Origin of the sequence: Actinocrispum wychmicini, assembly GCF_004345645.1 — a bacterium.
In the GTDB taxonomy this organism is placed as follows: Bacteria; Actinomycetota; Actinomycetes; order Mycobacteriales; family Pseudonocardiaceae; genus Kibdelosporangium; species Kibdelosporangium wychmicini.
The window spans coordinates 796,327-818,329 of the sequence record NZ_SLWS01000003.1 but is presented as its reverse complement, the minus strand read 5'-3'; the positions used below and the strand labels follow the sequence as shown (position 1 = coordinate 818,329).

The window sequence follows — 22,003 nt, the reverse complement described above, 5'->3', positions numbered from 1 at the left end:
ACCGGGATGGCCACGGTCGTGTGCTGGACGCTGCCGCGGCAGCCCACCCGTCCCTGCCGCGCGCGGAGGGACACGATGACCATTCTCCCAACTCCGTCGGCGCCGAGTTCTTCGGTCGTGGGCGGGAACTGTCCGCGGCCGACCTGGACCGCGCGGGGCTGCTGCACGCCGACCAGAACGCGGTGATCAGTCGGTTCACGGTGTTCGTGCCTGCCGACGAGCTGGGCACACCGCGCCCGGTCGTGGTCCACTCCGGCGCGGTGCTCGGCCCGTTCGCAATCATCCACGGCGGTACCACGATCGGCGAGCAGGCCCGCGTCGAGGAGCACGCCGTGCTCGGCAAGCCCGAACTCGGCTACGCCGTCGGGCGGATCCGCCCCGGCGCTGGCGGCGGGACAGTGATCGGCGCGGGCGTGGTGGTCCGCGCGGGCGCGGTCGTCTACGCCGACGTGCAGGCCGGGGTCAACACGCTGATTGGGCACCATACGCTCCTGCGTACCGCCGTCCAGATCGGCGCGGACAGCCAGCTCGGCCACCACATCACGGTGGAGCGCGCCACCCGCATCGGCCGCGACGTGCGTTGCTCACCCGGCTCGCACATCACCAGCTCCACCGTGCTGGCCGACCGAGTGTTCCTCGGCGCAGGCGTTCGCACGATCAACGACAAGACGCTGACCTGGCGCGACCCACACCGCCAGCCGAGGTTGGCAGCCCCACGGTTCGACACCGGCGCCAAGATCGGCAGCGGCTCGGTGGTGCTGGCCGGAGTGACGATCGGCGAGCACGCCCTGATCGGGGCCGCCTCGCTGGTCACCCACGACATCCCGCCGGGCGCACTGGCCTACGGCCACCCGGCCCGCGTGCAGGGGACAGCCCGGTGAACCCGACCGGGCACGGTGAGGCCATCACGACCTGGCTGCAACCACTGCGAGCTGTGCTCGACCCTGGAGACCGGGTCGACTGGACACGGCTGACCGCGCTGACCACCGCGCTGGACCAAGCCCTGGCTGACCACCCGGTGAGTTCGGATCTGCCTGCCGGGGCTGAGCGAAGTCGCCGGCTGCGGGTGATCCGGCATGAGCTGGGCCGGCGTGGCCACATCGACACCACGGGCGAGCCGGCGCCATTTCAGGTGCTGGCGCAGTTCGTGTGTGGCTACCGCGACATTGACCTGCGCGACACCACCGGACTCGGACATGGCCGCCTCATCGCTCACTACGGCAGCCCGCAGGCCCAGCAGCGGTGGATCCCTCGTTTGGTGGCCGGAGAGTTGGCCGGGATTGCCGTCACTGAACCTCATGGCGGGTCCCGCCCGGCGGAAACCCGCACACGTGCGGTCCCTGGACCGGCGGGCATGTGGCTGGTCACTGGGTGCAAGACCTGGATCAGCCGCCTGACCGAGGCCGCGGTGTTCGTGGTGTTCTTCCGCGCCCCTGACGGCCGCCTGACCGCCGCCGCGGTGGACGGCACCGAGCCGGGTCTGCGTCGCCAGTCCATCCCGCCGGCAGGGTTGGCGGGATGGACTTGGGGCGTTCTCGACCTCGACGCCGTGCCGATCCGACCTGAGGATGTCCTGCAGGGGCATGGGATGGCCTTGCTGCGCAAGCACTTCGCCAGCTATCGGCCGCTGGTCACCGCGACGGCGTTGGGCGGCGCCGCGGCGATCTTCGACACCGTCACCGCCGGGCTCAGTGCCCGGCAGGCCAGCGGGGATCTGCCACGGCTGCGGGACTCCGCGCTGGTCACCCTCGGCCGCGCGCACGCCCAGCTCGTCACCGCATTGCTCGGCGCCGTTGTTGCCGCCCACTTGGCCGACACCGGACACTACGACGCCGAACTGTGGGGAGCGGCGATGAAGGCACATGGCATCGATACCGCCAACTCCACCGCCGCCGAACTGGCGCTACTGCTGGGCGCGGCCGGGTTCCGCGCCGACTGCCAAACCGCCAAGACACGACGCGACCTCAACGGGCTTCTCTACGCCGACGGCATCTACGACAGCCTGTACCGGACGGCGGGCAAACACCACACTACCGAGCGAGACGCGGCTGGTGAGCACACCGCGACACGCAGCAAGCTCATGTCCGTCCCAATGACCGCGTAACCGCGACCGTGGCAGGGACAGCGTATCGCTGCCTGGTCAGGCGATACGCTGTCCCTGCTCACACAACACGGTCACGCCCTGCTCCACGGCCTCCAGCGCCGCAGCAAGGCGGTCCGCCAGCAGGGGCTTTACCTTGTCCCTGGCGTCCGCCAGTGTGTGGAACCCGGCAGACAGGATTTCCGCGTCCGGGAACACCATTCCCACCACGTCGGTCTCGTTCAGCACACCGCCGTCGAACACCATCACCACGCCCTCAGGCCGCGAGTCCTGCGGACGGACGTAGTCCACTACCAGCAGCCGCCCCACCGGGTGGCCCAACCCCAACTCCTCGGCCAGTTCGCGGGATGCCGTCGCCCACGGGGACTCGTCAGCCTCCACCGCCCCGCCGGGGATCTCCCAGTTCGGCTTGTAGGACGGCTCGACCAACAACACCCGGCCCTGCTCGTCGCGGAATAGCACTCCGGCGGCCATACGCTTACGGGCCAAGCCCGCCACGTACTGCGCCACGGGCAGCACAGCAGTGGGGGCGGATTCCGATGTGGTCACCTGCGGCACCCTAGCCACCAGGCTCACGGACCAGCGGGACGGGGTCGGCCGACCGGGACCGGCGAGAGCCATAGACATGCGTCTGCCTTCCTTGGGGAGGAACAACAAGAAGGGAGAGGCGCACTACAGGCGCGAGTGTTTGTGCTGCCACGGCACGCATTCCTCTCAGCAGATGCGAGCCCATTGCATGCAAACAGAAAGTTGTCTCGGATGTAGACGTGTCATCAGTGGAGGTGTTAAGTTGTCGCTATTAGAGACAACTTAAGGGGTTGCGATGCTCGCACTGTTCAACACCGTGGACTTGATCGCACAACGGCATGGTCAATTGGTGCTCGACGAGCCCGTCGACGACGTGCCGGCTGTGGTCGTCGGTCCGGTGATGCCGGAGGGATGGGAGTTGATCCCGCGGCACGAGATCGACAATCAGGGGGTGCTCGGCGCGTGACCAAACACCTTTTGGACATGACGGGAGTGGGCCGGGCTCTGTCAAGTCCGGTCTCTCGTCATGCGGTCAGCAAGTGGTTGGAGCGTTACCCGAAAGGCTCGACGCATCCGTTCCCCGAACCTGACGTGCGGATCGGGGCGTACGAGATTGACGACCACGGTGAACCGATCGCCGATGAGGAATCCGCCGAGCGGGTTGTGTCAGGCTGGTACGCCAGCCGGCTACCTGAGATCGAGGCGTGGCGCCGAGATCTGCCGGGCAGGACGGGCCGACCACGCCAAGGACCAGGCCGGGCTGGGGAAGTGCGATGGCAAGACCTAGCGATTGAATGAGTGGCCAAACGCGCAGCGAGACTCTCCAAGAGTGGGTTCTCAGCACGCTGGACTATTGTGGACTGACCAGTACCTGCACCTGGGAAATCTCGTCTGGAACCGGGTACTCAAAGGCTGCTGGTAGCCTGGTTCTTGTACCTCTTCGCGGAGGGACGCCCCAGGGTTGAGGCGCCGGGCGTCTCAAAACAGTCGGAAGTGAACATTGAGTCGAAACCGCAGATCGTGCAGGCCGGAGTTTGACCGTTGTGAATGCCAGTGCTTCGTGATTGTAAGCCAAGTAGAGCATTTGTAGAGATCATTATTGCCCGGCACCCGCCTGCGATCGACACTCACGCCGCCTGTCCTGACCCGCGCTTCCGTGCGTGTCACTACAGGAAAGGCCCTGTCGACTCGAACGAGTCGACAGGGCTTACGTCGTTGTGGATGACCAGTCGTGCGCCATTTCGACGTGGACGCAGCGTCGGATCCGCAGTCAGCGCCTGAACGTCTTCGGCGGGAGCCTCAGGTACCGTTCTGTGCCCGTCGCAGGGCGTCTTTTCCTTGGTCGACCAGGGCTTTGATCTCGTGGACGATTTTGAGTATCTCGGTGCGGGCCTCGGCGGCTTCGTTGGTGAGGGTGCTGCCGACCGGTTGCCAGTCGGACATGATCCAGTCGCGGGCGTCGGTGGCGGCGTTGCGTGCGGTGTCCAGGCTTTCCCGCGTGTTGAGGACCATGACGTTCCAGGTCGGCAATTCGTGTGCGTTCATGCGTCCAACTCCGCCATGTAGTGGGTGATCTCGGTGTTGTGGCGGCCGCAGCTGGTGGTGTGGCCGGTTTCGTTGTCGGCGGGGTGGCCGTTGTACGGGCCGCGGTCGGTGATGGTGCGGTCGCAACTGGTGCAGGTCCATGACACGGTGGGGGTGTCGAACCGTCGGGGTGACTTCCCTGCGACGGCCAGGAATGCGGCTTCGGCCGGGTCGGTGGTGCCGTTGTGGTCGGGTGTGATGCCCAGTGGTGCGGCGAGTTCGGCCCAGGTGCTGCCCTCGCCGCGGGCTTTGCGTGCATAGTCACGCATCAACTGGTGGGCGAACGCGGCCAGTGTGCGGGCCGCGGCGATACCGGCGACGTAGCTGGCTGGCTGCCAGCTGGGGATGGTGATCTGTGCGCTGATCGGTCGACGGATCACGGCGTCCTGGCCGTGCTGGGCGCGGAGTACGTCGTGGATCACGCGTTTGGCGCCGTCGTAGGCAAGGGCGTTCGTGGCTCCGTCGGTGATGTCGAACATCGGGTCTTCTCCCACAGGTGGTTGGTCGGCAGGACGCGGGTCGTTCGGCCATCAGGGCGTCACCGCGCGGGCAGCGTGCTGCCGAGGGACGTGAGCGGTTGGTCAGCTGGTGGGCTGTGCGCTGGGCGTGCTGTGCCCCGTTGCTGGCGGTGAGGTGGAGCCAGTCGCGTGGTGTGCCGTACGGGTGGTGGTGTGGGTGCGGCGGGCGGCGCGGATTTGGTAGCGGCCCCAGCGTTCGCATCGGTCGTACATGTCGGCGAGTTCTCGGCCGGTGCAGGGCAGTCCGTGGGCGAGTGTTTTCAGGTAGTACGCGCGCGCCGCGCGCCGGACGTTCTCGTCGGTGTTCTCGTCGACATCCGGCACTGCCATCAGGATCGGCGTGAGTGCCGGTCGGCTGACCGTGCCGTCGACGAGGTTGCTACTCACCGCGAGGGCTGTGGTCGCTGTACCCTTCGGCGCCGCCGTCGTTGACGAAGCGTCGTTCGTGGTGGCCGGCATGGCGGTGGAGTCGTCCGTCGTGGACGGTTGTGAAGACGCCGTGGCGACCGTCGGTGTGGCGTCCGGTTGGTGTTCCGGCCGCGGGATGTCTTGTGTGGAGGCCGTGAGGTTGTTGGTGACCTGGATTTGGCCCATCAGCAGTTCGTAGGCCAACAGCAGCGCTACGGGTGGCCAGGCGGCGACGGCTCGGCCGATCAGGGTGGGTTCGGCGGCGGCGATGTTGGCGGCCAATGATGCGGTGATGCCGAGGGTGATGCTGGTCCAGGCCAGCCAGCCGGTTTTCCGGCCGGCTCGGCGGCGCACGACCATGGTCATGCTGGCCGCGACCACGAGACCGTCGATGGCCAAGGGGATGAGCCAGGAGCGCCAACCTTCGCCAGCGCGGGCGGCTAGTTCCTGCATGTGCATGAACGACACCGCGGCCGCGACGGCGGCCACCACGCTGACGGCGAATACCGTTGTGCCGCGCACCATATTGCGCCTGCGCCTGCGCTTGCGTCGCGGTGTGGCGTCGGCAGTGCCGGTACCGTCCGGAATGGTGGCCGGATTTGATGCCGGAGCGGGTTCGTGGGTGGCCGGGTTAGACACGGTCGTCACCGTCCACGATGGCTAGTGGGTGGGGTTCGCCGGTGAGTGCGGCCAGTGCGGTGGCGATTTCGTCGATGTCGGCTTGGACGTAGGTGGCGGTGGTGCCGGGATCTTTGCCGCCGTTGTCGTTGTGGCCGGCGTAGGCGCGGGCGATGGCGTAGCTGAAGTTGCGTTCGACCCACGTGAGTGTGGTGTGTCGTAGCCAGTGTGTGGACACTCCTTGGGTGGCCGCCCACGGCAAGTGTTCTCGGATCCGTTCCCAGAGGTAGTCGTAGCGGCGTCGAGTGATCGGGCGGCCGGCGAGGTAGCGCAGCAGCTGTCCGGCCTGGGGTGCGTTGCGCTCCTGGGCGTGTCGTTGGAGATGGGTCATGAGGGTGGGGGAGACGGGTTGCCAGCGGACGGTTTCGCCTTTTTCCCGCAGCAGGATCAGGCATTGGGTCGGGTCCAGGTCTTGTGGACGTAGTGCGAGGGCGCCGCCGCGGCGGCAGGCGGTTTCGGTGTGCAGCCGCAGCAGCAGGGTGTCCAACTCTGGGTCGTCGCCGGTGGTGGTCGCGACGCGGTTGATCTCGACCAGTCGGCGGTCGGCGATGGCGCGGCGGGTGGTGGGCAGTCGGCGGGGTTTGTCGACCTTGCGGGCTGGGTTGTCCGCCTCGTCGATCAAGCCGTCGTCCACCGCGTAGCGGTAGACGCACCGCAACGCGGAGATGAGGTGTTCTACAGCGCTGCGCCCACCGCGGGCGTTGCTCCGCCGCACTACGTGGGTTTTGACGTGTTCGGCCAACGTGCGCACGTCGGAGGCGTCGGGTTTGGTCAGGGGCCAGTCGGCCCAGTGGGCCAGGATGCGGTTCCAGTAGGTGCTGTAGACCCGGCGGGTGCCTGCGGTGACGGCGGCGGACACGGTCGGGATGTATTCGGCGAACGTGGGTGCTGGTGGCCGGTCTACCGGGACGGTTGCTAGGTCGGCCGCGGTCAGGCCCATCCGGTCCAGCAACAGCAGGGCGGCGTCCAGGTCTTCTTGGCGCACCGCACGGGACCGCGGGCTTGGTTGCGTGGTCATGACCGGTCACCGCCCAGGTGGTCGGTAGATCGGCGGTGCTCGCGGATGGCCTGGTCCACCACCGCCAGCGGGTACACCGTCATCAGGTTGTCGCCGAGTTTCGCGGCCAACAGCACCCGGTCGCCGGGTTGCAGGCCACAGCGGCGGCGCAGCGCTGCGGGGATCGTGATGTAGGGCCGGGTCGTGAGGGTGACCATGCCGTCAGGGGCACGGCGTGCGATCACTCCACCTGGGGTGCCGGTCAGGGTGAGCCGATCGCCGGCGTGCCAGCCCAACGCGTGGGTGACGGTTCGGTCAGCGATCCGACCGGAGGCATCCATGCGGCCCATGCCGTAGATGACGTCCGCCGGAGCGGCCGGCGGCGTAGCGACGGTGACTAACGGCAACACCCGGCGCGCGGACGACTTCTGGGAGCGGGTACGCGCGGCACTGGTCGACGAGGGGATAACCGGAGCGATCACGAGTCCAGTCATGACCGCCCCCCACACATGGGGACGACTTGAAAAAGTCCACGTCGAGCGTGGTCAAGTGACTGTCGCTGTAGGGGAAACCTCACCTGCGATGGTGTCCGAGGACGATCTTGCACACTATTCACCCGCCTCTACCTCGGGCGTTAGACTGGGCGCGATGTGCAGGAGTTGACCTGAGTTGGGGTACGTCAACTATGCGAGGACGCACCTTCTGGGTTCAGTAGTCGAGTCGGTTGGGGTCTCGCTCAATGCGGCGTTCGGCTCTCGTCGTGGGCGTCGTTGACCGTGTAGTCCTTCTCGATCCCACGGTGGACCTTGGCTGGCGAGACGTAGCAGATGCGAAGTCGTACCGCGCAGGGTCGTCCGTCACACCACGGAAGGTAGTGTCGACCCCAATACCTGACACGTCTAGGCGCCACCAATTCGCTCCTCTGAAGGCAGATGGTAAGCTGACGGCGACGTACAAACGAGGTAATCGTTCAAGGAACGGGCGAAATTGATCGATCCGATTCAGATTACGATTGGGGCATTCGCAGGACGGGTGGCCTCAAGGGCGATTAATGCACTGCTCGGACCGGAGAATCCCTCGCTCGTTGACAACGTTATAGAGAACGCCTATCACTCCATAGAAGACGAGCAGGGCAACACTCTTGCGATCGTATCAGACGAGCAGTGTTCCGATATTGAAGCATTTCTTGAGTCCAAAGAAGTCGGCTCGCTGATACAATCGTGGGCGGTGCTAAAGGTAGCCGGTCGCGAGTACGAAGATCTCGAAGCGCCCCTGCAATGCATTCAGGAAGCATTTGTAGACCTAGCCACTGCGCGATGCGGAGGTTATGAGAATCCCTGGAATACGATAGCTGGTGACCTTTGGAGTCTAGTTACTCAATTTATTCTGGCAGCTGTGCCGATGGTAAAGAGCCATATAGATTCGGAAGAGATGGCAGCCTATTTCTCTCGTTTCTCCCCAGGGGCTCATATACTTCAAGGAGGAAAGCGGCCGGCGCCGAGGTATATCCGCGATCTAGTTGATCTTTTTGGATCTGTATCTCGATTGTCTATATGTAGAAACGCCGTATCTGACATACGAAATGCTGCTGAGGACTCCTATCGAGAGCTGACTCTCGCACATGCGCACGACGAATACCGCGTTGACGTCGACCATTTGTATGTAGATCGGGCGTTAAAGCGTCACCGAAGCGAAGAGCAGTACTTTCAGTCCGACTTTCTCTTGTCTGCCAGCAAGAGCATACCGCGTATTGTCGTCATTGGAGATCCTGGCGCAGGGAAAAGTACTCTGGTGCAGCATACAGCGCACAGACTAATTGAGTCGACAGAGTCGGAAACGGTCCCGATCTTGGTGCAATGTCGCAACTATGCGGCGAACTCATGGGGAGTGCCGCTCACATCGTACATAGTGGATGGCCTTGAGGTTGCCGAGTCGATCCAGATAGAAGAATCAACAATAATTGACGCATTGACTGTAGGGTCAGTCTACGTCATCTTTGATGGCGTAGACGAAATTATCGATCTATCTCGTCGACGGCAATTTATTCGCCAGATCGAGGCGTTTAGTCGGAGATTTCCGTATGCTCCAATGTTAGCGACTGCCCGTCGAGTCGGATATGCAAGAGCGAAATTCGACGATCAAAGTTTTCAAGTATTTGAACTCGACGAGTTCTCTGACGAGCAGGTTTTTGAGTACGTTCAAAGGTGGTTCGACATTACACGTCGAGATACCGCTGAAGGCGACGCATTTCTGCGGGAGACAGCGTCGATTTTCGATATTCGCCGTAATCCGCTCATGTTGTCACTGCTGTGTACTCTTTACAGGGCGCGAGGTTATATCCCACGGAACCGGAGACAGGTTTATCGGGAGTGTTCCGAACTGCTGTTTCAACGCTGGGACGCTATGCGTCAAATCGATCAGCCGTTCGATCATCGGCAATACGGGCATCGCCTCATGCAAGAGCTGGCAAGATTCTTCTATACCAGCCAATCTGCGCAAGGCGGACTTGAAGAACAACAACTAGTTCAAATTATTGCAATCTTCTTTAGAGATACTGCATCTATCGACCCACCTGAAGATCGCGTACGAGCGGCGCAATTCGTTGACTTTTGCGCGGACCGTGCTTGGCTGCTCTCCGCAAAGGGGTACAACAGCAGAGGAAACAGGCTGTTTGCATTTACCCATCGAACATTCATGGAGTTTTATGCAGCGGAGTGTCTAGTCCGTCTGGCGCAAAGTGTGGATGAGGTCACAAATGCAATTATAGCTGCATTCGACGCAGACCCTAGCTCGGTAGTACCAGATGTGATGGTTCAGGCGATAGACGACAAATATGATCGTGGCGCCGAGCAAGTATTAAAGAAGCTCCTAGGGTCGGGGCGAGCATTTTCTGGTAGTCATCGCGACAAGTATCTATCGCTATGTTTGCGAATTGTAAACAGTTCACCCATGTCCCGCTCTGTGTCGAACTCACTGCCAGAGAAGATTCTGGGGTACTGGCAAGTAACGTATAAAAGTGTGGATAAGTCTCACGAATCGTCTGTTGCGTTCTTTGAGTTGTATCGTGATCCGAGAGCTCGAATGATAGATGCAGCCCATCGATCGATTGAAGCAGTGGAAAGCACGACCTCTTCGTCGATATCTAGTCTCGATAAACTATTCGCGACAGAAGTCTGCAAGAGATGGGCGCGATTCGAAGCCCTTAGGGTCGGTTCCTACTTTGAGATCGAATGGTTTGAAGCGCTTTCGCCGGTATTCGACGATATCGCAATTGTTTATGCTCGGCGAATAGTGGGTGATGAGCAACAGCTTCGAAAAGATAACGACAGCGCTCGTCGAGGCCTTGTAAGGTCTGACGATGAGGCAATAGATAGCACTTTGGCAGATTACCTGATATCTACAGGGCGGATCGAAAAGCGCCATTTTAATGTTCGCGCGGGTCTTTATCCACGATTGTATGTTCCATCGTTTTCTATTGCGTCGCCTGGGAGCCTTATAGATACCCTCTACGATGCTCTCTACTCGGGTGCAAGTACGGTGGCTAGCCATGCAATTCACGCAACTGCATGGCATATGGATCACGTGGCGCAGCACAGAATGTTGCTGCGTGACGCGAGCGCGTTTAACGTTGTGTTGGATGAGGCTGTTAATTATTGGCCGCAACTCTCCGCTTCGGAAATTGCGGACAAATTGGGAGACGTGACACCACTGTGGGAATTCCTGCTCTGGGTCATGCTTGTAACGTATGAGGCTGGTGAATTCAAAACCAGAAGTGTCCACCAGAGGCTCGACGGAGTCGTTGGGTTCGACAATTTGAAGTTGGTGCTCCACGCTTATGACAGGAGTAGTGGTGTTGAAACAGGGAAAATAAGGCCGGCTCATAGAACTGTTATTGGGAATATTCTTAGCCGTTTTGGGTCGTGGGCAACTTCGTGGGCATTGGAAGGCGCTTCGCTAACAGTCGAAGATAACCAGCCCAACGTTTAGTAGCTCACGATGCCTCTTGCGCTGTCGCTCATCGGCGTGCTGACCTTGCACGTTGAGTCATTTCAGTTGGCTTTGTTGAGCGCCGCCAGCCTGTAACCAGTTGACTTCCATGCACCGCCTAGAAAAACTCCAGATCAAAAGTAGCTGATGATGTCTTGCGACCACAGGACCAGAGTATGTGCCAGGCGAGATGCCCCGGACCTTGACGAGCAGGTTTGCTGCGTTCTCGCCCAACGGCGATGTAACTAAGGGGGCTGGCGAGAAACCGAGTTGTGTCGGCGATGTATATGGCGAATGCGAATGCAAGGATGTCAACTCGCAAGTTGTAGTCGAGATCTTTGGCGAGGAAAATGAGGCCGCGGAGATCATTGTTCTTAGTGTAACCGGCAGCGATGGCGGCGCCGAGTCCATCTGTGTCCTCTTGAGCCACATCGTAGACGTGTATGTCAATACTGGTTGTGAACCCGAACAGGCGAGTAAGGATTGTGGGTTGCCATAGTGGCCCGTTGGGGTCGTAGCCAGATCTTCTGGCAAGTTCAAAGCTCTGTAGTGGAACGCCGCAGTCGGCGCACGGTTTGCCGTCAAGAGGGTCAGCGGTGCTGTCGAACATTTAGCGAATCGTCCTTCGTGTATTGGCAGTATCGTTGCGGACTTGACGCGGTATCACTCACTTAATGAATGGTCGATGGTGAGGATGGTTATAGAGTTCCTATAGTGGTCGCCGACGGTGTCGGAACACCCGAACTAGGCCGCCAAATTTTCGAGGTGCAGATGTTAGAGTAGCGTGAGTCGTCCGTTCTCGATGGAGTCGTAAGGCACGGAGTTTGGTTCGACATACGAAACACTGGTCGCGTGGAGGCTCGGTCATGGATGCTGGCAGTACCGAGGCGCCACAGATCGCGCGGTATGCGCCGTCTGGGGATTTCATGCCAGCGATCATCTCGTCGTCGGTTACAGCGTGGTCGGTGTTGTCGAGGACGCTTGTTATCCACACCGGTCGCAGGCGGGTGGGCGGCGGTTGTTCCCCGGACATGACCACACTCCTGGCGTTTGGTGTCGTGGCCGGGACGCGCCCCCTGCGTCCCGGCCACGGCGGTGGAGTCCGGCGGGATGAGCGCGGAGCGCCGGACGGTCCGAGACGTGGGGCACTTCGTGTTCGGACTGGATTCAGGCTGTCAGTGGGGCGAGTCGCGATACAGGACTCGCGTAGGGCACAGCCACGACTTGAGGGACAGGACACCCGAACCGGTGACGGTGTTGTCTCCCGGCCGGGGTTTTGCCGAGTCCTGGGGACAGGGCGGGACACGATCCGTGGGATGTCCATGTCGAGGTGTTTGGCGATGGGTCCGCAGGTCGGACGGGCATTTGTGGCGTCCCGGACAGGTGTCCCGACGGCGTGATCAGCGGGACGGGCGGGACAGGTTCAGGAATCCTTGCGGGCAGTGAAATCATGAGTTAGTCAGCGCGTGGTCAGCGCTGTCGGGTACCGGCCGACCTGAGACACGGATGGGAGGGTCACGATGCGTGCGTTCCGAACTGTGCTCGAACAGCGGATCAAGGAACGGCGGCAGACGCTTGAGGAGTTCGCCGAGTTCGCCGAGACGTTCGCTCGCGAGCACGGCGAGCCAGGGACATTGAGTGCGCGGCACCTACAGCGGTTGGCGGCTGGTCGGGGACCTCATGGTCGTCCGCTTGGGCCAGTGCGGCCGGCTACCGCGCGGCTGCTTGAGCAAATCTTCGACCTGGGTATCGATCAGTTGTTGGCGCCGCCTGCGCGTCCAACACGGCCGAAAGACGGTTCACGTACGTTCGCTGATCTGGATGAAGCCCTTGGATGGTTGGACGAACGTGCTGGATGGGCGTTCGGCACAAGTCGGCGAAAGGTCGCCTCTCAACTGGAGGAGGTGGACGCTGGCGAGCTGCGTGAGCGTCAGGCCAGGAGTACCGAAGCACTTCGCAGCGACATGACAAAGGCACTGTTGGACTACTACGGGGAGTCTGTCCCGGGCCACGACGCCTACCGGCTGCGGTGTGACAACGTGGACGTGACGACGAGCATTCTCACCAGGCCTATGTGGCTTGATCTCGCTTGCCCGCTGACCACGGACACGGAACGCCTGGCGCTGGACTATTCGGCGGCGACCGCTACCGGCCGTGATTTCGAGGCTGGCCCGGCCATAGATCGGCTCGTTGAAGCTGCCGCTATGGGTGTCCGAATGGCGAATGCTCCGGTCTATCGGCTCGTGAGCGTCGATGTCCGGCCAGGGCGGATCAGTGGGACGGTCGGCACAGCGTCGTTCGCTGAGTACGCGTTGGGCCTCGACCTGCTTGAAGGCGAGTTGGGCGACGTAGTCACGGCTGGACCGTTGACCGGTATGGACCTGCGGGACCGGTATCTGCCGGACTTGGCATCGGTGGTCAACCTGACCAGTCGTCTGTGCGTTGGTGGAGTGGTCGCTTTGTGCGCGATCGCGCGTGAGAGTGGCGACTATGCCTTGCTCGTGCAGGAGCGATCAGGCCACGTTCTCAATGCCGCGCGTCGACTCTCGTTGGTACCAAAGGGGTTTCATCAGCATTTGATGGAACCGCGGGCTGACGTCCAGGTCTCCGCCACCATGCTGCGGAAGATGGAGGGCGAGTTGTTCGGCCGGGTTGAGGTCGACCTGACGACGGCCGAGCGGCGCGCGGCGGCACCGATGCATCCCGGCCGATTGTCGGCGCCGATGCACTGGCTCACGGCGGAACCGGGGCGGATGAAGTTGGAGTGCACAGGGTTCGGGTTGAACCTGGTGAGCGGCAACTATGAATTCGCGGGCTTGATCGTGATCAACGATGATGAGTTCTGGACGCGGTTCGGTGGGGAGATCGAGGCGAACTGGGAGGCGTCGGGGATGCGGCTCTACTCCAGTTTGGACCGTGAGTTGTTGATCCACCTAATTCACGACGAGTCGTGGAGCAACGAAGGGCTGTTCGCTCTGCTGCAAGGATTTCGACGGCTGGGCGACATCGGCGGTAGTCGTGTGGATCTTCCGATGCTGGAGTTGATCAGCCCGCCGACGGCCAGCGGACGGTGATCACCACAGACGGTTCGAGGGCTTCCCAGGAGTGGTCGATGCCCGGTCCCCACATGACGTAGTCGCCCTGCCGGTGCATGTCGATGACGCTTTCGGTGAGGTGGAGGCGGAAGTTGCCTTCGACCAGCAGTAGGAGGGTGGTCCGCTGGTCGTCGGCGGTCCACTCCGGGCGCCTGTCGCCGGCCGGGTGGACGCCCCACTTGACTTCGACGTCCTTGGTTGACCGGACGCCTTCGGACGGGTCGATGAAGTGGCCGAGGAGCCAGCCGCGAGTGCCGCCCGTGTCGTCTGCGGCGTTCCCGTGGGTCCAGTTGCCCGCCACTAGCGCATCTCCCATTCGATCGTTGGCACGTTGACTCGGTCTCCGCCTATCTGTCGCAGGCGTCGGAGTCCTTGCAACAGGGCGAACAGTCCTTCGTTGCTCCAGGCGTCGTCTTCGATCAGTTCGGAGAGTAGTTCACTGTCCAAACTGGAGTACTGGCGGAGTGTCGACGCCTCCCAGTTTGCCTCGATGTCCCCGCCGAACCGCGTCCAGAACTCGTCATCGTTGATCACTATCAGACTCGCGAACTCGAAGTTGCCGCTGACCAGGTTCAGGCCGAACCCTGTGCACTCCATGGCGAGACGTTCCGGAGCGCCCATGAGCCACTTCATCGGCTCTGACAGGCGACTCGGGTGCATCGGGTCTGCGCGGCGCTGGTCGCCGATTGTGTTGTCGATGTCTTCGCGGCCGAAGAACTCCTCTTCCATCTCACGGCGAAGAGTGGCGCCTATCTGGGCGTCCGAGCGATAGTCGGTCAGGGGCTGGTGGAAGCCCTTCGGGATGACGGCAAGACGACGCGCCGCGTTGACGACGTGGCCCGAGCGTTCCTGCACCAGGAGAACGTAGTCCGCCGGGCCTCGATACGGATCGGCTGGGCGGGCAATCGCGCACAGGGCCAGCGTGCCGCCTGCACACAGTCGGTTGGAGACGTTGACGACGCTGGTGACGTCGGGAAGGTAGTGGGCACGCAGCGGCAACGATTCCGGGGACAGTGGGACGTCTGTCGCGAGAGCGTCGATCAACTCGCCTTCCAGCAGGTCCATGGTCAGTGCGTACCGCACGAAGTGCGTCACGGCGACCGACCCGGCAAGCCTGCCGTGACTAACGTCGATGTTCACCAGGCGATACAGCGGCATGTCTGTGAGGCGGACATTGCAGGCCAGGGATTCGGCCAGACGCTGGGCCGCGTGGCCTGCTGCCTCACTGTCCAGGGGCGTGGCGTGGTCGGTCGTGGTGCCAAGCACCAACCGGTCGTGGGTTGCAATGAGCGGGCAGTCCAGGTCCAACCAGTCCGGCCGTGTGAGAACGCTGGTGGTCACCTTGCGTCCGTCGCCGTACGAGGCGCCGTACAGCCCGTGGCCTGAGTCGCGGTCGCGGTAGTACTCGTCGAGAGCTTGGGCGACCCGGCGTTGATTCACGTGTGTGCGCCTGATGCCTCGCTCGTCGATGTCCTGCTGGTCGACCTGGGCAAGCCGGGACGCGACGTCTCGTCGGCTTGCTCCGGGCTGCCGGTCGGCGTGGTGGTCAAGCCAGTCGAGCGCGGCAGTGATGTTGGGGTCGATGTCCAGGCGTTCATCGGCGCGCGGCTGTTCGCCGGAAGGCGAGTCGGTGGTGAGCGCTGCAAATCGCTCTTTGACGGCTGCCGACGCCTGCTCAAGCGTTGTGTCAAGAATCTGCTGGATTTCGGACTTGGGTCGTAGTGACGGCTTTTGGTGCCACGATGCGACTGTTCGGACCGCAATTCCCAGGCGTTGGGCGAACAGTTCGTTGCTCATGCGTAAGGCGGCTTGGAGTGCGCACGCGCTGCGGCCGGTCCAGCCGTCGACCAGGCTCATTCGGTCTCCTCGGTCGCGTTGTGCGTCGGACCTGCACTGCTTGTGCACTGGTTACGCACTGGCCATGCATCGATTCCCCGCGGGTTTCGCAGTGGAATTACTGGCATGGAAAACAAGCGAAACCACATCGGACTACCGGCTCTTCCGAACGTGTTCGACGACCGTCGTGAGATCCGATTTCAGGTCGTCCAACCGGTCGGTGATGTCGTCCAGGCGGCGTTCCAGACTGTCCAAACGGGACCACAACGTCGTCTCGCTGCGGGTGACTGGTTCGTCGACCTCGGGCGGCTTTCGGCCACGCAGCACTGCTTCAAGGTGTTGCGGGTGCAGGCCCAGGGCGGTGGACAGGGATTCCAGGGTGCGGGGGCTACGCCGGCGTTCGACCACATGGTGTTGGATCTCGCGGACGATCGCTTGGGAGACGTTCGAGCGTTCCGCGAGTTCGCGTTGGCGCCATCCGAGTTCGTTCACTCGCTCGTTGATGACCTTCGAGACTGCCGTCCAGTCTTCCGACACGTATTCCTCCGCGCTCCGCCTTCGGCGCCGAGATTAGCGCTTCCGCGTGATTCCGCGGGGTGACACGACGTTTCTCGTGCCTTCTTTCCTTCAACGCGCTCTCGTTGGCGCTGAAATCATCAATTTACTGTTGAAATCAACAGTCCTTTCTAAGGACCATCATCATGCGCACTTCTCTGTCTTCTTCGTATTCCGTTCGGACGGCCGCCTGGATACTCGGCGTGAAGCCGTCCACGATCTCTCGTTGGATCCGAGTCGGCACTCTTCAGGCGACATGCCGGGACGGTCGACCGGTGATTCCCGCGTCGGTGCTCGTTCGCCTGCTCGGTGAGCCGGTCGACGACGGCCAGCAGTCCAGAGGTACGCCGTGACCACTGACTTCTGGCTGATCGGCGTCGCGTGGCGGCTAGACCGGCTTCGATGGGTGCCGCGTTCTGACCTGGTGCAGCTCGTTCGCCAGGACGGTTCATGCATGTGGGAGTGGGCCGAGGACGAGCCGGCCTGGCAGGACGACTACCTGATTGATCGTGAGTTGGCCGCACGTCTCTGCTCGGGCTGCCCGGTCCAGGACGAATGCCTTGAGCTGGAGTTGCGGACAGCGGGCTTGGACACGGTAGGTGTCTGGGGAGCGATGTCCGAGGACGACCGTCGGGGCTTGTACTCGCACTGGTGCCAACGTGGCGAACGGGCCGAAGGAGGTCCGACGCCATGACCACGATCAGTTTGACGCCGATTCAGATCATGGCTGGGGTCGGCGTGCTCCTCGTGCTGTTGTTCGTCTGGCGGTCCAGCTCTCGGCGGGCGGCGGCCGACGCTGCTCGGACCGAGGTACGGCTGATGTCGCTCGCTGGGCGAGTGCTGTTCACGGCCGGACTGATCGTCGGCGTGCAGTGGGTCGTGATCGCTCGTGGCGGGAACGGCTGGGTACTGCTCGCAGTGCTGGGCGTGCCTGCTCTGTTCGCGGCATACGCGTTGATTCGGGCGTTGGCGGTCACCACGTACGACGCTCCTCGGCGCCGGGGCGGTGGTCGGAGATGAACGGCAGGACGGAGTCAGTGGCCCAGGTTGCCGCTCAAGTCGACCGGCTGTGCTGGACCGGGATCTTGCTCGGGCTGGCGTTCACGATGACCAACGTTCAAGGGTTCGCGGCGGCCGGTTCACGGCCGTGGTCGCTGCCCTGGTGTGCCGCGTGGCTGCTCGACCCGATGGTGTCGCTGGTGCTGCTGGCGATTCTCCGGGCTGAGCAGGTCACCGCGCGGCATGGTGTTCGGACTGGCGGATGGGTGCGGGCGGCGAAGTGGTTCACGCTCGCGGCCACGTACGTCATGAACACGTGGGCGGCCTACGCGGCCGGTTCGCCTGCTCTGGTCGTGCTGCACTCCGTGCCTCCGCTGATCGTGTTCGTCGCGGCGGAGGCCGTGACCGACCTGCGGGACAAGCTCGGGAAGGCCACGGCGGCTGCTGTCGAGCCAGAAAGGGCGGTTGTACCTGCGGCCCCGGTACAGCGGACGTCTTTCGTGGAGTACCTGGCGGTTGCTCGGAAATCGCGAACGGCCGATGTTGCGGTCACGCCGATGTGGGTTCGTGAGGTCACGGGGTGTTCGCGGGGCTTGTCGTCGAAGTTGGCTGCGGCGCTGAAGGCGGAATCGTGAGTCCCCGGGACGTGGTGCCGACCGGGCCGGTTTATGACGCGGAGCTGGTTGAGGACGTGCCTGCGATCGCGGGGCGTCGGCGCGGGCGTTTCATGAACTGGTGGAGGCGTTCACGGCGGGTACCGGAGGCTTTCAGGTCGCGGCAGGCTGCGAGGGACGCGGTTGCATGGCTGCTGCGGTCGCCCTTCCGGGTCATGGGTGCGGTTGGTCGGGGCCTGGTTGTCGGGCTAAGGGCGTGGCGACGGTGGGTGCGGGTGACCGACTACCGCGAGGCGGCGGAGAACGCGGAGAAGCTTGCCGACAAGTTCGTCGAGATTCGCGCGTTGACGCTCTTTCGCTGGAAGGTGACCGGTGCCGCGCTCATGGTCGCGTCGGTGGGGCTGCTCGTAGCTGACCTTGTGTACGGCGCGGCGGCTCTGTGGATCACGGGAGGCGTGGCGGCTGTTGTCCTGGCTGTCGCTGGCCGACGGAAGGATGGTTCGCCTGGTCGGAAGGCCGTTCTTGCCGGGCCTCGCACGCTGACGTGGACCATGGACCCCCAGGTGCTCGTGGATGCGTTCCGGGACGCGAAGCTGATCGGCAAGGACGAGTCACTTCGGCTGGTCGAACGTGCTTCGCGGGTGGGTGACGGGTGGTCGATCACGGTTGACCTGCCCGCGACGCGCAAGGCCGACGACGTGATCAAGCATCGGGATGCGTTGGCGTCGGCCTTGGCCGTGGATGAGGTGCAGCTCATCGTTGAGCGGGTTCGTGGCCGGGGTGGGCACGCCGGGCGGGTGTTCCTGTGGGTGGCGGATGAGGACCCGTACGCGGGTCCACCGTTGCGGACGCCGCTGTTGGATGTGGAGTGTTGGGATGCGTGGCGGCCTGTGCCGTTCGGACGGGATGCTCGGAACCGGCGGATTGATCTTCCGCTGGTGTGGACGTCCTTGTTGGTGGGTGCGATTCCCCGTCAGGGCAAGACATTCGCCACTCGGTTGGCCACTGCTGGCTTGATTCTCGATCCGTACACACAGCTATATGTGTTCGACGGGAAGGGCGGCAAGGACTGGGATGCGGCTGAGCAGGTTGCCTACCGGTTCGTGTGCGGCGATGAGGTGGAGCACATTGAGGCCGTCCGAGATCATCTGATTGAACTCGTGGCAGAGGTCCAAAGCCGGTATGCGCGGATGGCCACATTGGACGACGAGACGTGTCCGGAGTCGAAGATCACGCCTGGTATCTCACGGGACTCGAACCTGGGGATGCCGATCACCGCGGTGATCATCGATGAGGTACAGGTGTTCCTCGAAAACCCTACGCGGCAAGAGGTTGGGGGTAAGAAGACCACTCTCGGCGCCTACATCGCTGAGCTACTCGCCTACCTCGTTCGGAAGGGACCGGCGGCCGGGATCGTGGTCATTCTCGCGACCCAACGGCCGGACTCGAACACGATCCCGTCCCGGTTGCGGGCGGTCTTGGGGTCGCGGTTCGCGTTGCGGGTGATGGACTGGCGTGACTCGAACATCGTGCTGGGCGAACAGATGAACACGCGTGGGTACGACGCGTCTACCTTGCTGCCGAGTCACAAGGGTGTCGGCATCCTGCGGCCGGACGGTGAAACCGCCGGGGCTGACGTGTTGGCCGTGACGGTGCGGACGTTCTACATGCCGAACCCCGAGTGGCGCGAGATCTGCGCACGTGGGCGCGCCCTGCGGGAGACGGCTGGCACGTTGACCGGGCATGCGGCCGGTGACGATACGACGACGGCTGTTGACCCGTCCGCCGTGGTCAAGGCCATTGGCTCCGGGACAGAGGAGGACTCGCCAGACCTACCGGAACCACTCGCGTCAGTTGTCGAGTATCTCGGCGATGACCTGGGCAATCGAGAGTTCGTTCCTACTGCTGAGCTGGTAGAGGCGCTGGACGTGGAGCCAGGCGCGTTCGCCCAACAGATGGGCGAGTTGGGATGTCGACCGACCAGGCAATACGTGCCCGGGGACGACGGCACTCCGCGCCGTGTGCGCGGGTACGTCACGGCCGACATCCGAACGGCGGTTGATGATTTCGGCTCGACCGACCTGACTGATGGCGGGTCGTCATGAGCGGCAATGCACGAAAGAACGACTTGGTCACGGTGCACGTGCCGGTCGAGCTTCCGGTGCTGACCACGCGAGGATGGCGCATACTACTTGAGATCCTGACCGAGCTGACGACGGTTGAGGTTCTCGATGGGCCGTCTGGAGAGGGTTGCCGTGACTGCTGAAATCAGCCAGGACCCGTGGGGGACGCTGGACGGACTACTGGGCATCGAAGTGGCTACCAGCGAGATCGGTGATGGCGCCGGGTCGATGGCGTTCTACGGCCGTTGCTCAACCGAGGACAACCAGGACCCGGAGACCTCCTACGGCTGGCAGCTCGGCAACGCTCATAAGTTCGTCGGACCAGTGGGCGGTGAGGTGACCGACGACTACTTCGACGTCGGCCAGTCGCGTTCGGTCCCGTGGGAGCGACGCGCGGAGTCCAGTCGGCTGCTCGCTGCGCTGAAGGACCCGAACCGACGGTGGAACGCCGTAGTCGTCGGGGAAGGGACCCGCTGTTGGTTCGGGAATCAGTTCTCGCTGATCGCGCCCAGGTTCGAGGCATACGGAGTGGACTTGTGGATTCCGGAGCTGGGCGGGAAGTACGACTCGCGCAACCCGTCACACAAGATGCTGATGAGCGTCCTTGGTGGGATGAGCGAGTCCGAGCGTCAGCACGTTCAGGCGCGGGTTCGAGCGGCCATGGATACGCAGGTGATCAACGAGGGGCGTCACCAGGGCGGCCGAGCACCGTACGGCTACGTGGTCGTGGACGGTGGACCGCATCCGAACCCGAGGAAGGCGGCGGAGGGGTTCCGACTTCGGGTCTTGGCGCTCGATGACGTTGCGGCTGATGTGGTGCGGCGGATCTTCCGGGAGTATCTGGACGGCAAGGGTGATCGGGCGATCGCGAAGGGCCTGAACCTGGACGGGATCGTGTGCCCGTCGGCGCGGCGGCCGGAGCAGAATCGGCACCGCCGGGCGGACGGCTGGCAAGGGAGCACGGTTCGGGCGATTCTGGAGAATCCTCGGTACACGGGGTATGCCATCTTCGGTCGCTGGACCAAGCAGGAGATGTTGCTTGACCCGGATGACGTGAGCGCTGGACACGTGATCCGGTTCCGCCGGGCGACACCGGAGAAGGTGGTGCGTTCGCGTGGTCCGGCACATCCGGACATTGTCTTGGTGGAGGACTTCACTCAAGCCCAGTTGCTTCGCCGGGCGAAGGGCGCCGGTGGCCTGCGGACCGCCCGGAAGGCGGAACGGGCTGGGCGTACGACGAAACGGACGTACCTGTTCCGTGGCCGTATTCGGTGTGGCGTGTGCAAGCGCAAGATGGAGGCCAGTCCACGCGCGCACGGCATGTACTACCGGTGCCCGGCACGGACGTTGGCGCCTGGATCGTCGGCGCTGGCTGAACATCCGCCGACGGTCTACATCCGTGAAGACCCGCTCTTGGAGGCGGTGAATGCGTGGTTGGGCCGTCTGTTCGCCCGGGAGAACGTCGACCGGACGGTACGGATGCTGATCGAATCGCAGCGGGAAACCACTCGATCGAATGTTCATGAACAAGCACAGAAGCGCGTCAACGACGCAGAGGCCAAGCTCAGGCGGTTCCAGGCGGCCATAGAAGCCGGAATTGACCCGGCGGCATTGGTAGAGGTCGTGAACCAGGCTCAGGTCCAACGAGAGGCAGCGAGAGCCGAACTGGCGAATGCGCCGGCACCGACGGCGGCCACGGACGCGGAGATCTGGGCCATGATCGATTCGCTCGGTGACGTGGCCCTGGCGCTGACCGACCAGCACCCGGACAAGTTGGTCACCCTCTACGACGACCTGCGGCTAGACATCGTGTACGACAACGAAAATGAGGCCATCGATGTGATGGCCTCTCCACGGGTGAATAGTGCGTGTGTCCGAGGGGGGACTTGAACCCCCACGCCCTTTACGGGCACTAGCACCTCAAGCTAGCGCGTCTGCCATTCCGCCACCCGGACCGGTGTGTTTTCGCAGTGCGCACAG

20 protein-coding genes and 1 tRNA gene are annotated in these 22,003 nt (G+C 63.0%); 10 read left to right on the top strand and 11 right to left on the bottom strand.

Annotated features, from left to right (window positions below):
- Nucleotides 1-20: 20 nt before the first annotated feature.
- Both EV192_RS17730 and EV192_RS17725 read left to right on the top strand, forming a co-directional pair.
- Nucleotides 21-881: an LbetaH domain-containing protein gene (locus EV192_RS17730; RefSeq protein WP_132116535.1), complete on the top strand. Its 861-nt coding sequence runs from the start codon at nt 21-23 to the stop codon at nt 879-881.
- On the top strand, nt 878-2,104 hold the full coding sequence (locus tag EV192_RS17725; protein ID WP_132116533.1) for an acyl-CoA dehydrogenase family protein: 1,227 nt from the start codon (nt 878-880) through the stop codon (nt 2,102-2,104). Before EV192_RS17730 ends, EV192_RS17725 begins: the two co-directional genes overlap by 4 nt.
- 36 nt (nt 2,105-2,140) lie before the next feature.
- Here EV192_RS17725 and EV192_RS17720 read toward each other — a convergent pair whose 3' ends face one another.
- Complete coding sequence (locus tag EV192_RS17720) at nt 2,141-2,650, bottom strand: NUDIX domain-containing protein (RefSeq protein WP_243726900.1); 510 nt, start codon at nt 2,648-2,650, stop codon at nt 2,141-2,143.
- Between the two features lie 274 nt (nt 2,651-2,924).
- Here EV192_RS17720 and EV192_RS53860 point away from each other — a divergent pair, with 274 nt between their 5' ends.
- Nucleotides 2,925-3,095 carry a hypothetical protein gene (locus EV192_RS53860; protein WP_165960431.1) on the top strand — a complete coding sequence of 57 codons (171 nt, stop codon included), beginning with the start codon at nt 2,925-2,927 and terminating at the stop codon, nt 3,093-3,095.
- A gap of 833 nt (nt 3,096-3,928) precedes the next feature.
- On the opposite strand, the gene EV192_RS17715 is transcribed toward EV192_RS53860, so the two are convergent.
- The 5 genes from EV192_RS17715 to EV192_RS17695 form a co-directional block, all read right to left on the bottom strand.
- Nucleotides 3,929-4,174 carry a hypothetical protein gene (locus EV192_RS17715; protein WP_132116531.1) on the bottom strand — a complete coding sequence of 82 codons (246 nt, stop codon included), beginning with the start codon at nt 4,172-4,174 and terminating at the stop codon, nt 3,929-3,931.
- Entirely contained in the window at nt 4,171-4,692 is a 522-nt protein-coding gene (locus EV192_RS17710; RefSeq protein WP_132116529.1) for a hypothetical protein, read from the bottom strand. Before EV192_RS17710 ends, EV192_RS17715 begins: the two co-directional genes overlap by 4 nt.
- Before the next feature lie 102 nt (nt 4,693-4,794).
- The gene (locus EV192_RS17705) at nt 4,795-5,787 is read right to left on the bottom strand and encodes a DUF2637 domain-containing protein (RefSeq protein WP_132116527.1); all 993 of its coding nucleotides are present in this window, start codon (nt 5,785-5,787) and stop codon (nt 4,795-4,797) included.
- Nucleotides 5,771-6,835, bottom strand: a complete 1,065-nt coding sequence (locus EV192_RS17700; RefSeq protein ID WP_132116525.1) for a tyrosine-type recombinase/integrase — start codon at nt 6,833-6,835, stop codon at nt 5,771-5,773. The genes EV192_RS17705 and EV192_RS17700 overlap by 17 nt, the downstream gene beginning before the upstream one ends.
- The gene (locus EV192_RS17695; RefSeq protein WP_132116523.1) at nt 6,832-7,308 is read right to left on the bottom strand and encodes an AbrB/MazE/SpoVT family DNA-binding domain-containing protein; all 477 of its coding nucleotides are present in this window, start codon (nt 7,306-7,308) and stop codon (nt 6,832-6,834) included. The genes EV192_RS17700 and EV192_RS17695 overlap by 4 nt, the downstream gene beginning before the upstream one ends.
- Before the next feature lie 493 nt (nt 7,309-7,801).
- Between EV192_RS17695 and EV192_RS17690 the strand changes: the two genes are divergently transcribed.
- On the top strand, nt 7,802-10,801 hold the full coding sequence (locus EV192_RS17690) for an NACHT domain-containing protein (RefSeq protein WP_132116521.1): 3,000 nt from the start codon (nt 7,802-7,804) through the stop codon (nt 10,799-10,801).
- Between the two features lie 118 nt (nt 10,802-10,919).
- On the opposite strand, the gene EV192_RS17685 is transcribed toward EV192_RS17690, so the two are convergent.
- Nucleotides 10,920-11,411, bottom strand: coding sequence for a hypothetical protein (locus EV192_RS17685; RefSeq protein ID WP_132116519.1), 492 nt, complete (start codon nt 11,409-11,411; stop codon nt 10,920-10,922).
- Between the two features lie 1,048 nt (nt 11,412-12,459).
- Between EV192_RS17685 and EV192_RS17680 the strand changes: the two genes are divergently transcribed.
- Nucleotides 12,460-13,875: a transcriptional regulator gene (locus EV192_RS17680; RefSeq protein ID WP_132116517.1), complete on the top strand. Its 1,416-nt coding sequence runs from the start codon at nt 12,460-12,462 to the stop codon at nt 13,873-13,875.
- Here EV192_RS17680 and EV192_RS17675 read toward each other — a convergent pair.
- The 3 genes from EV192_RS17675 to EV192_RS17665 all read right to left on the bottom strand — a co-directional run bounded on the left by EV192_RS17675 (nt 13,847) and on the right by EV192_RS17665 (nt 16,269).
- Nucleotides 13,847-14,212 carry a signal peptidase I gene (locus EV192_RS17675; protein ID WP_424923363.1) on the bottom strand — a complete coding sequence of 122 codons (366 nt, stop codon included), beginning with the start codon at nt 14,210-14,212 and terminating at the stop codon, nt 13,847-13,849. The two genes, EV192_RS17680 and EV192_RS17675, sit on opposite strands and share 29 nt — an antisense overlap.
- Nucleotides 14,197-15,753: a transcriptional regulator gene (locus EV192_RS17670; RefSeq protein WP_132116515.1), complete on the bottom strand. Its 1,557-nt coding sequence runs from the start codon at nt 15,751-15,753 to the stop codon at nt 14,197-14,199. Before EV192_RS17670 ends, EV192_RS17675 begins: the two co-directional genes overlap by 16 nt.
- Before the next feature lie 132 nt (nt 15,754-15,885).
- Complete coding sequence (locus EV192_RS17665; RefSeq protein WP_132116513.1) at nt 15,886-16,269, bottom strand: helix-turn-helix domain-containing protein; 384 nt, start codon at nt 16,267-16,269, stop codon at nt 15,886-15,888.
- 367 nt (nt 16,270-16,636) lie between these two features.
- On the opposite strand from EV192_RS17665, the gene EV192_RS17655 reads away from it, so the two are divergent.
- The 5 genes from EV192_RS17655 (at nt 16,637) to EV192_RS17635 (ending at nt 21,913) form a co-directional block, all read left to right on the top strand.
- Nucleotides 16,637-16,981: a WhiB family transcriptional regulator gene (locus tag EV192_RS17655; protein WP_243726899.1), complete on the top strand. Its 345-nt coding sequence runs from the start codon at nt 16,637-16,639 to the stop codon at nt 16,979-16,981.
- The gene (locus tag EV192_RS17650) at nt 16,978-17,307 is read left to right on the top strand and encodes a hypothetical protein (RefSeq protein WP_132116509.1); all 330 of its coding nucleotides are present in this window, start codon (nt 16,978-16,980) and stop codon (nt 17,305-17,307) included. Before EV192_RS17655 ends, EV192_RS17650 begins: the two co-directional genes overlap by 4 nt.
- Nucleotides 17,304-17,921: a hypothetical protein gene (locus EV192_RS17645; RefSeq protein ID WP_132116507.1), complete on the top strand. Its 618-nt coding sequence runs from the start codon at nt 17,304-17,306 to the stop codon at nt 17,919-17,921. Before EV192_RS17650 ends, EV192_RS17645 begins: the two co-directional genes overlap by 4 nt.
- A gap of 254 nt (nt 17,922-18,175) precedes the next feature.
- Nucleotides 18,176-20,005, top strand: coding sequence for a cell division protein FtsK (locus tag EV192_RS17640; protein WP_424923362.1), 1,830 nt, complete (start codon nt 18,176-18,178; stop codon nt 20,003-20,005).
- A 150-nt stretch (nt 20,006-20,155) separates the two neighbouring features.
- Complete coding sequence (locus EV192_RS17635; RefSeq protein WP_132116505.1) at nt 20,156-21,913, top strand: recombinase family protein; 1,758 nt, start codon at nt 20,156-20,158, stop codon at nt 21,911-21,913.
- On the opposite strand, the gene EV192_RS17630 is transcribed toward EV192_RS17635, so the two are convergent.
- Nucleotides 21,895-21,978 (bottom strand) — tRNA-Leu (locus tag EV192_RS17630). The two genes, EV192_RS17635 and EV192_RS17630, sit on opposite strands and share 19 nt — an antisense overlap.
- Between the last annotated feature and the right edge of the window lie 25 nt (nt 21,979-22,003).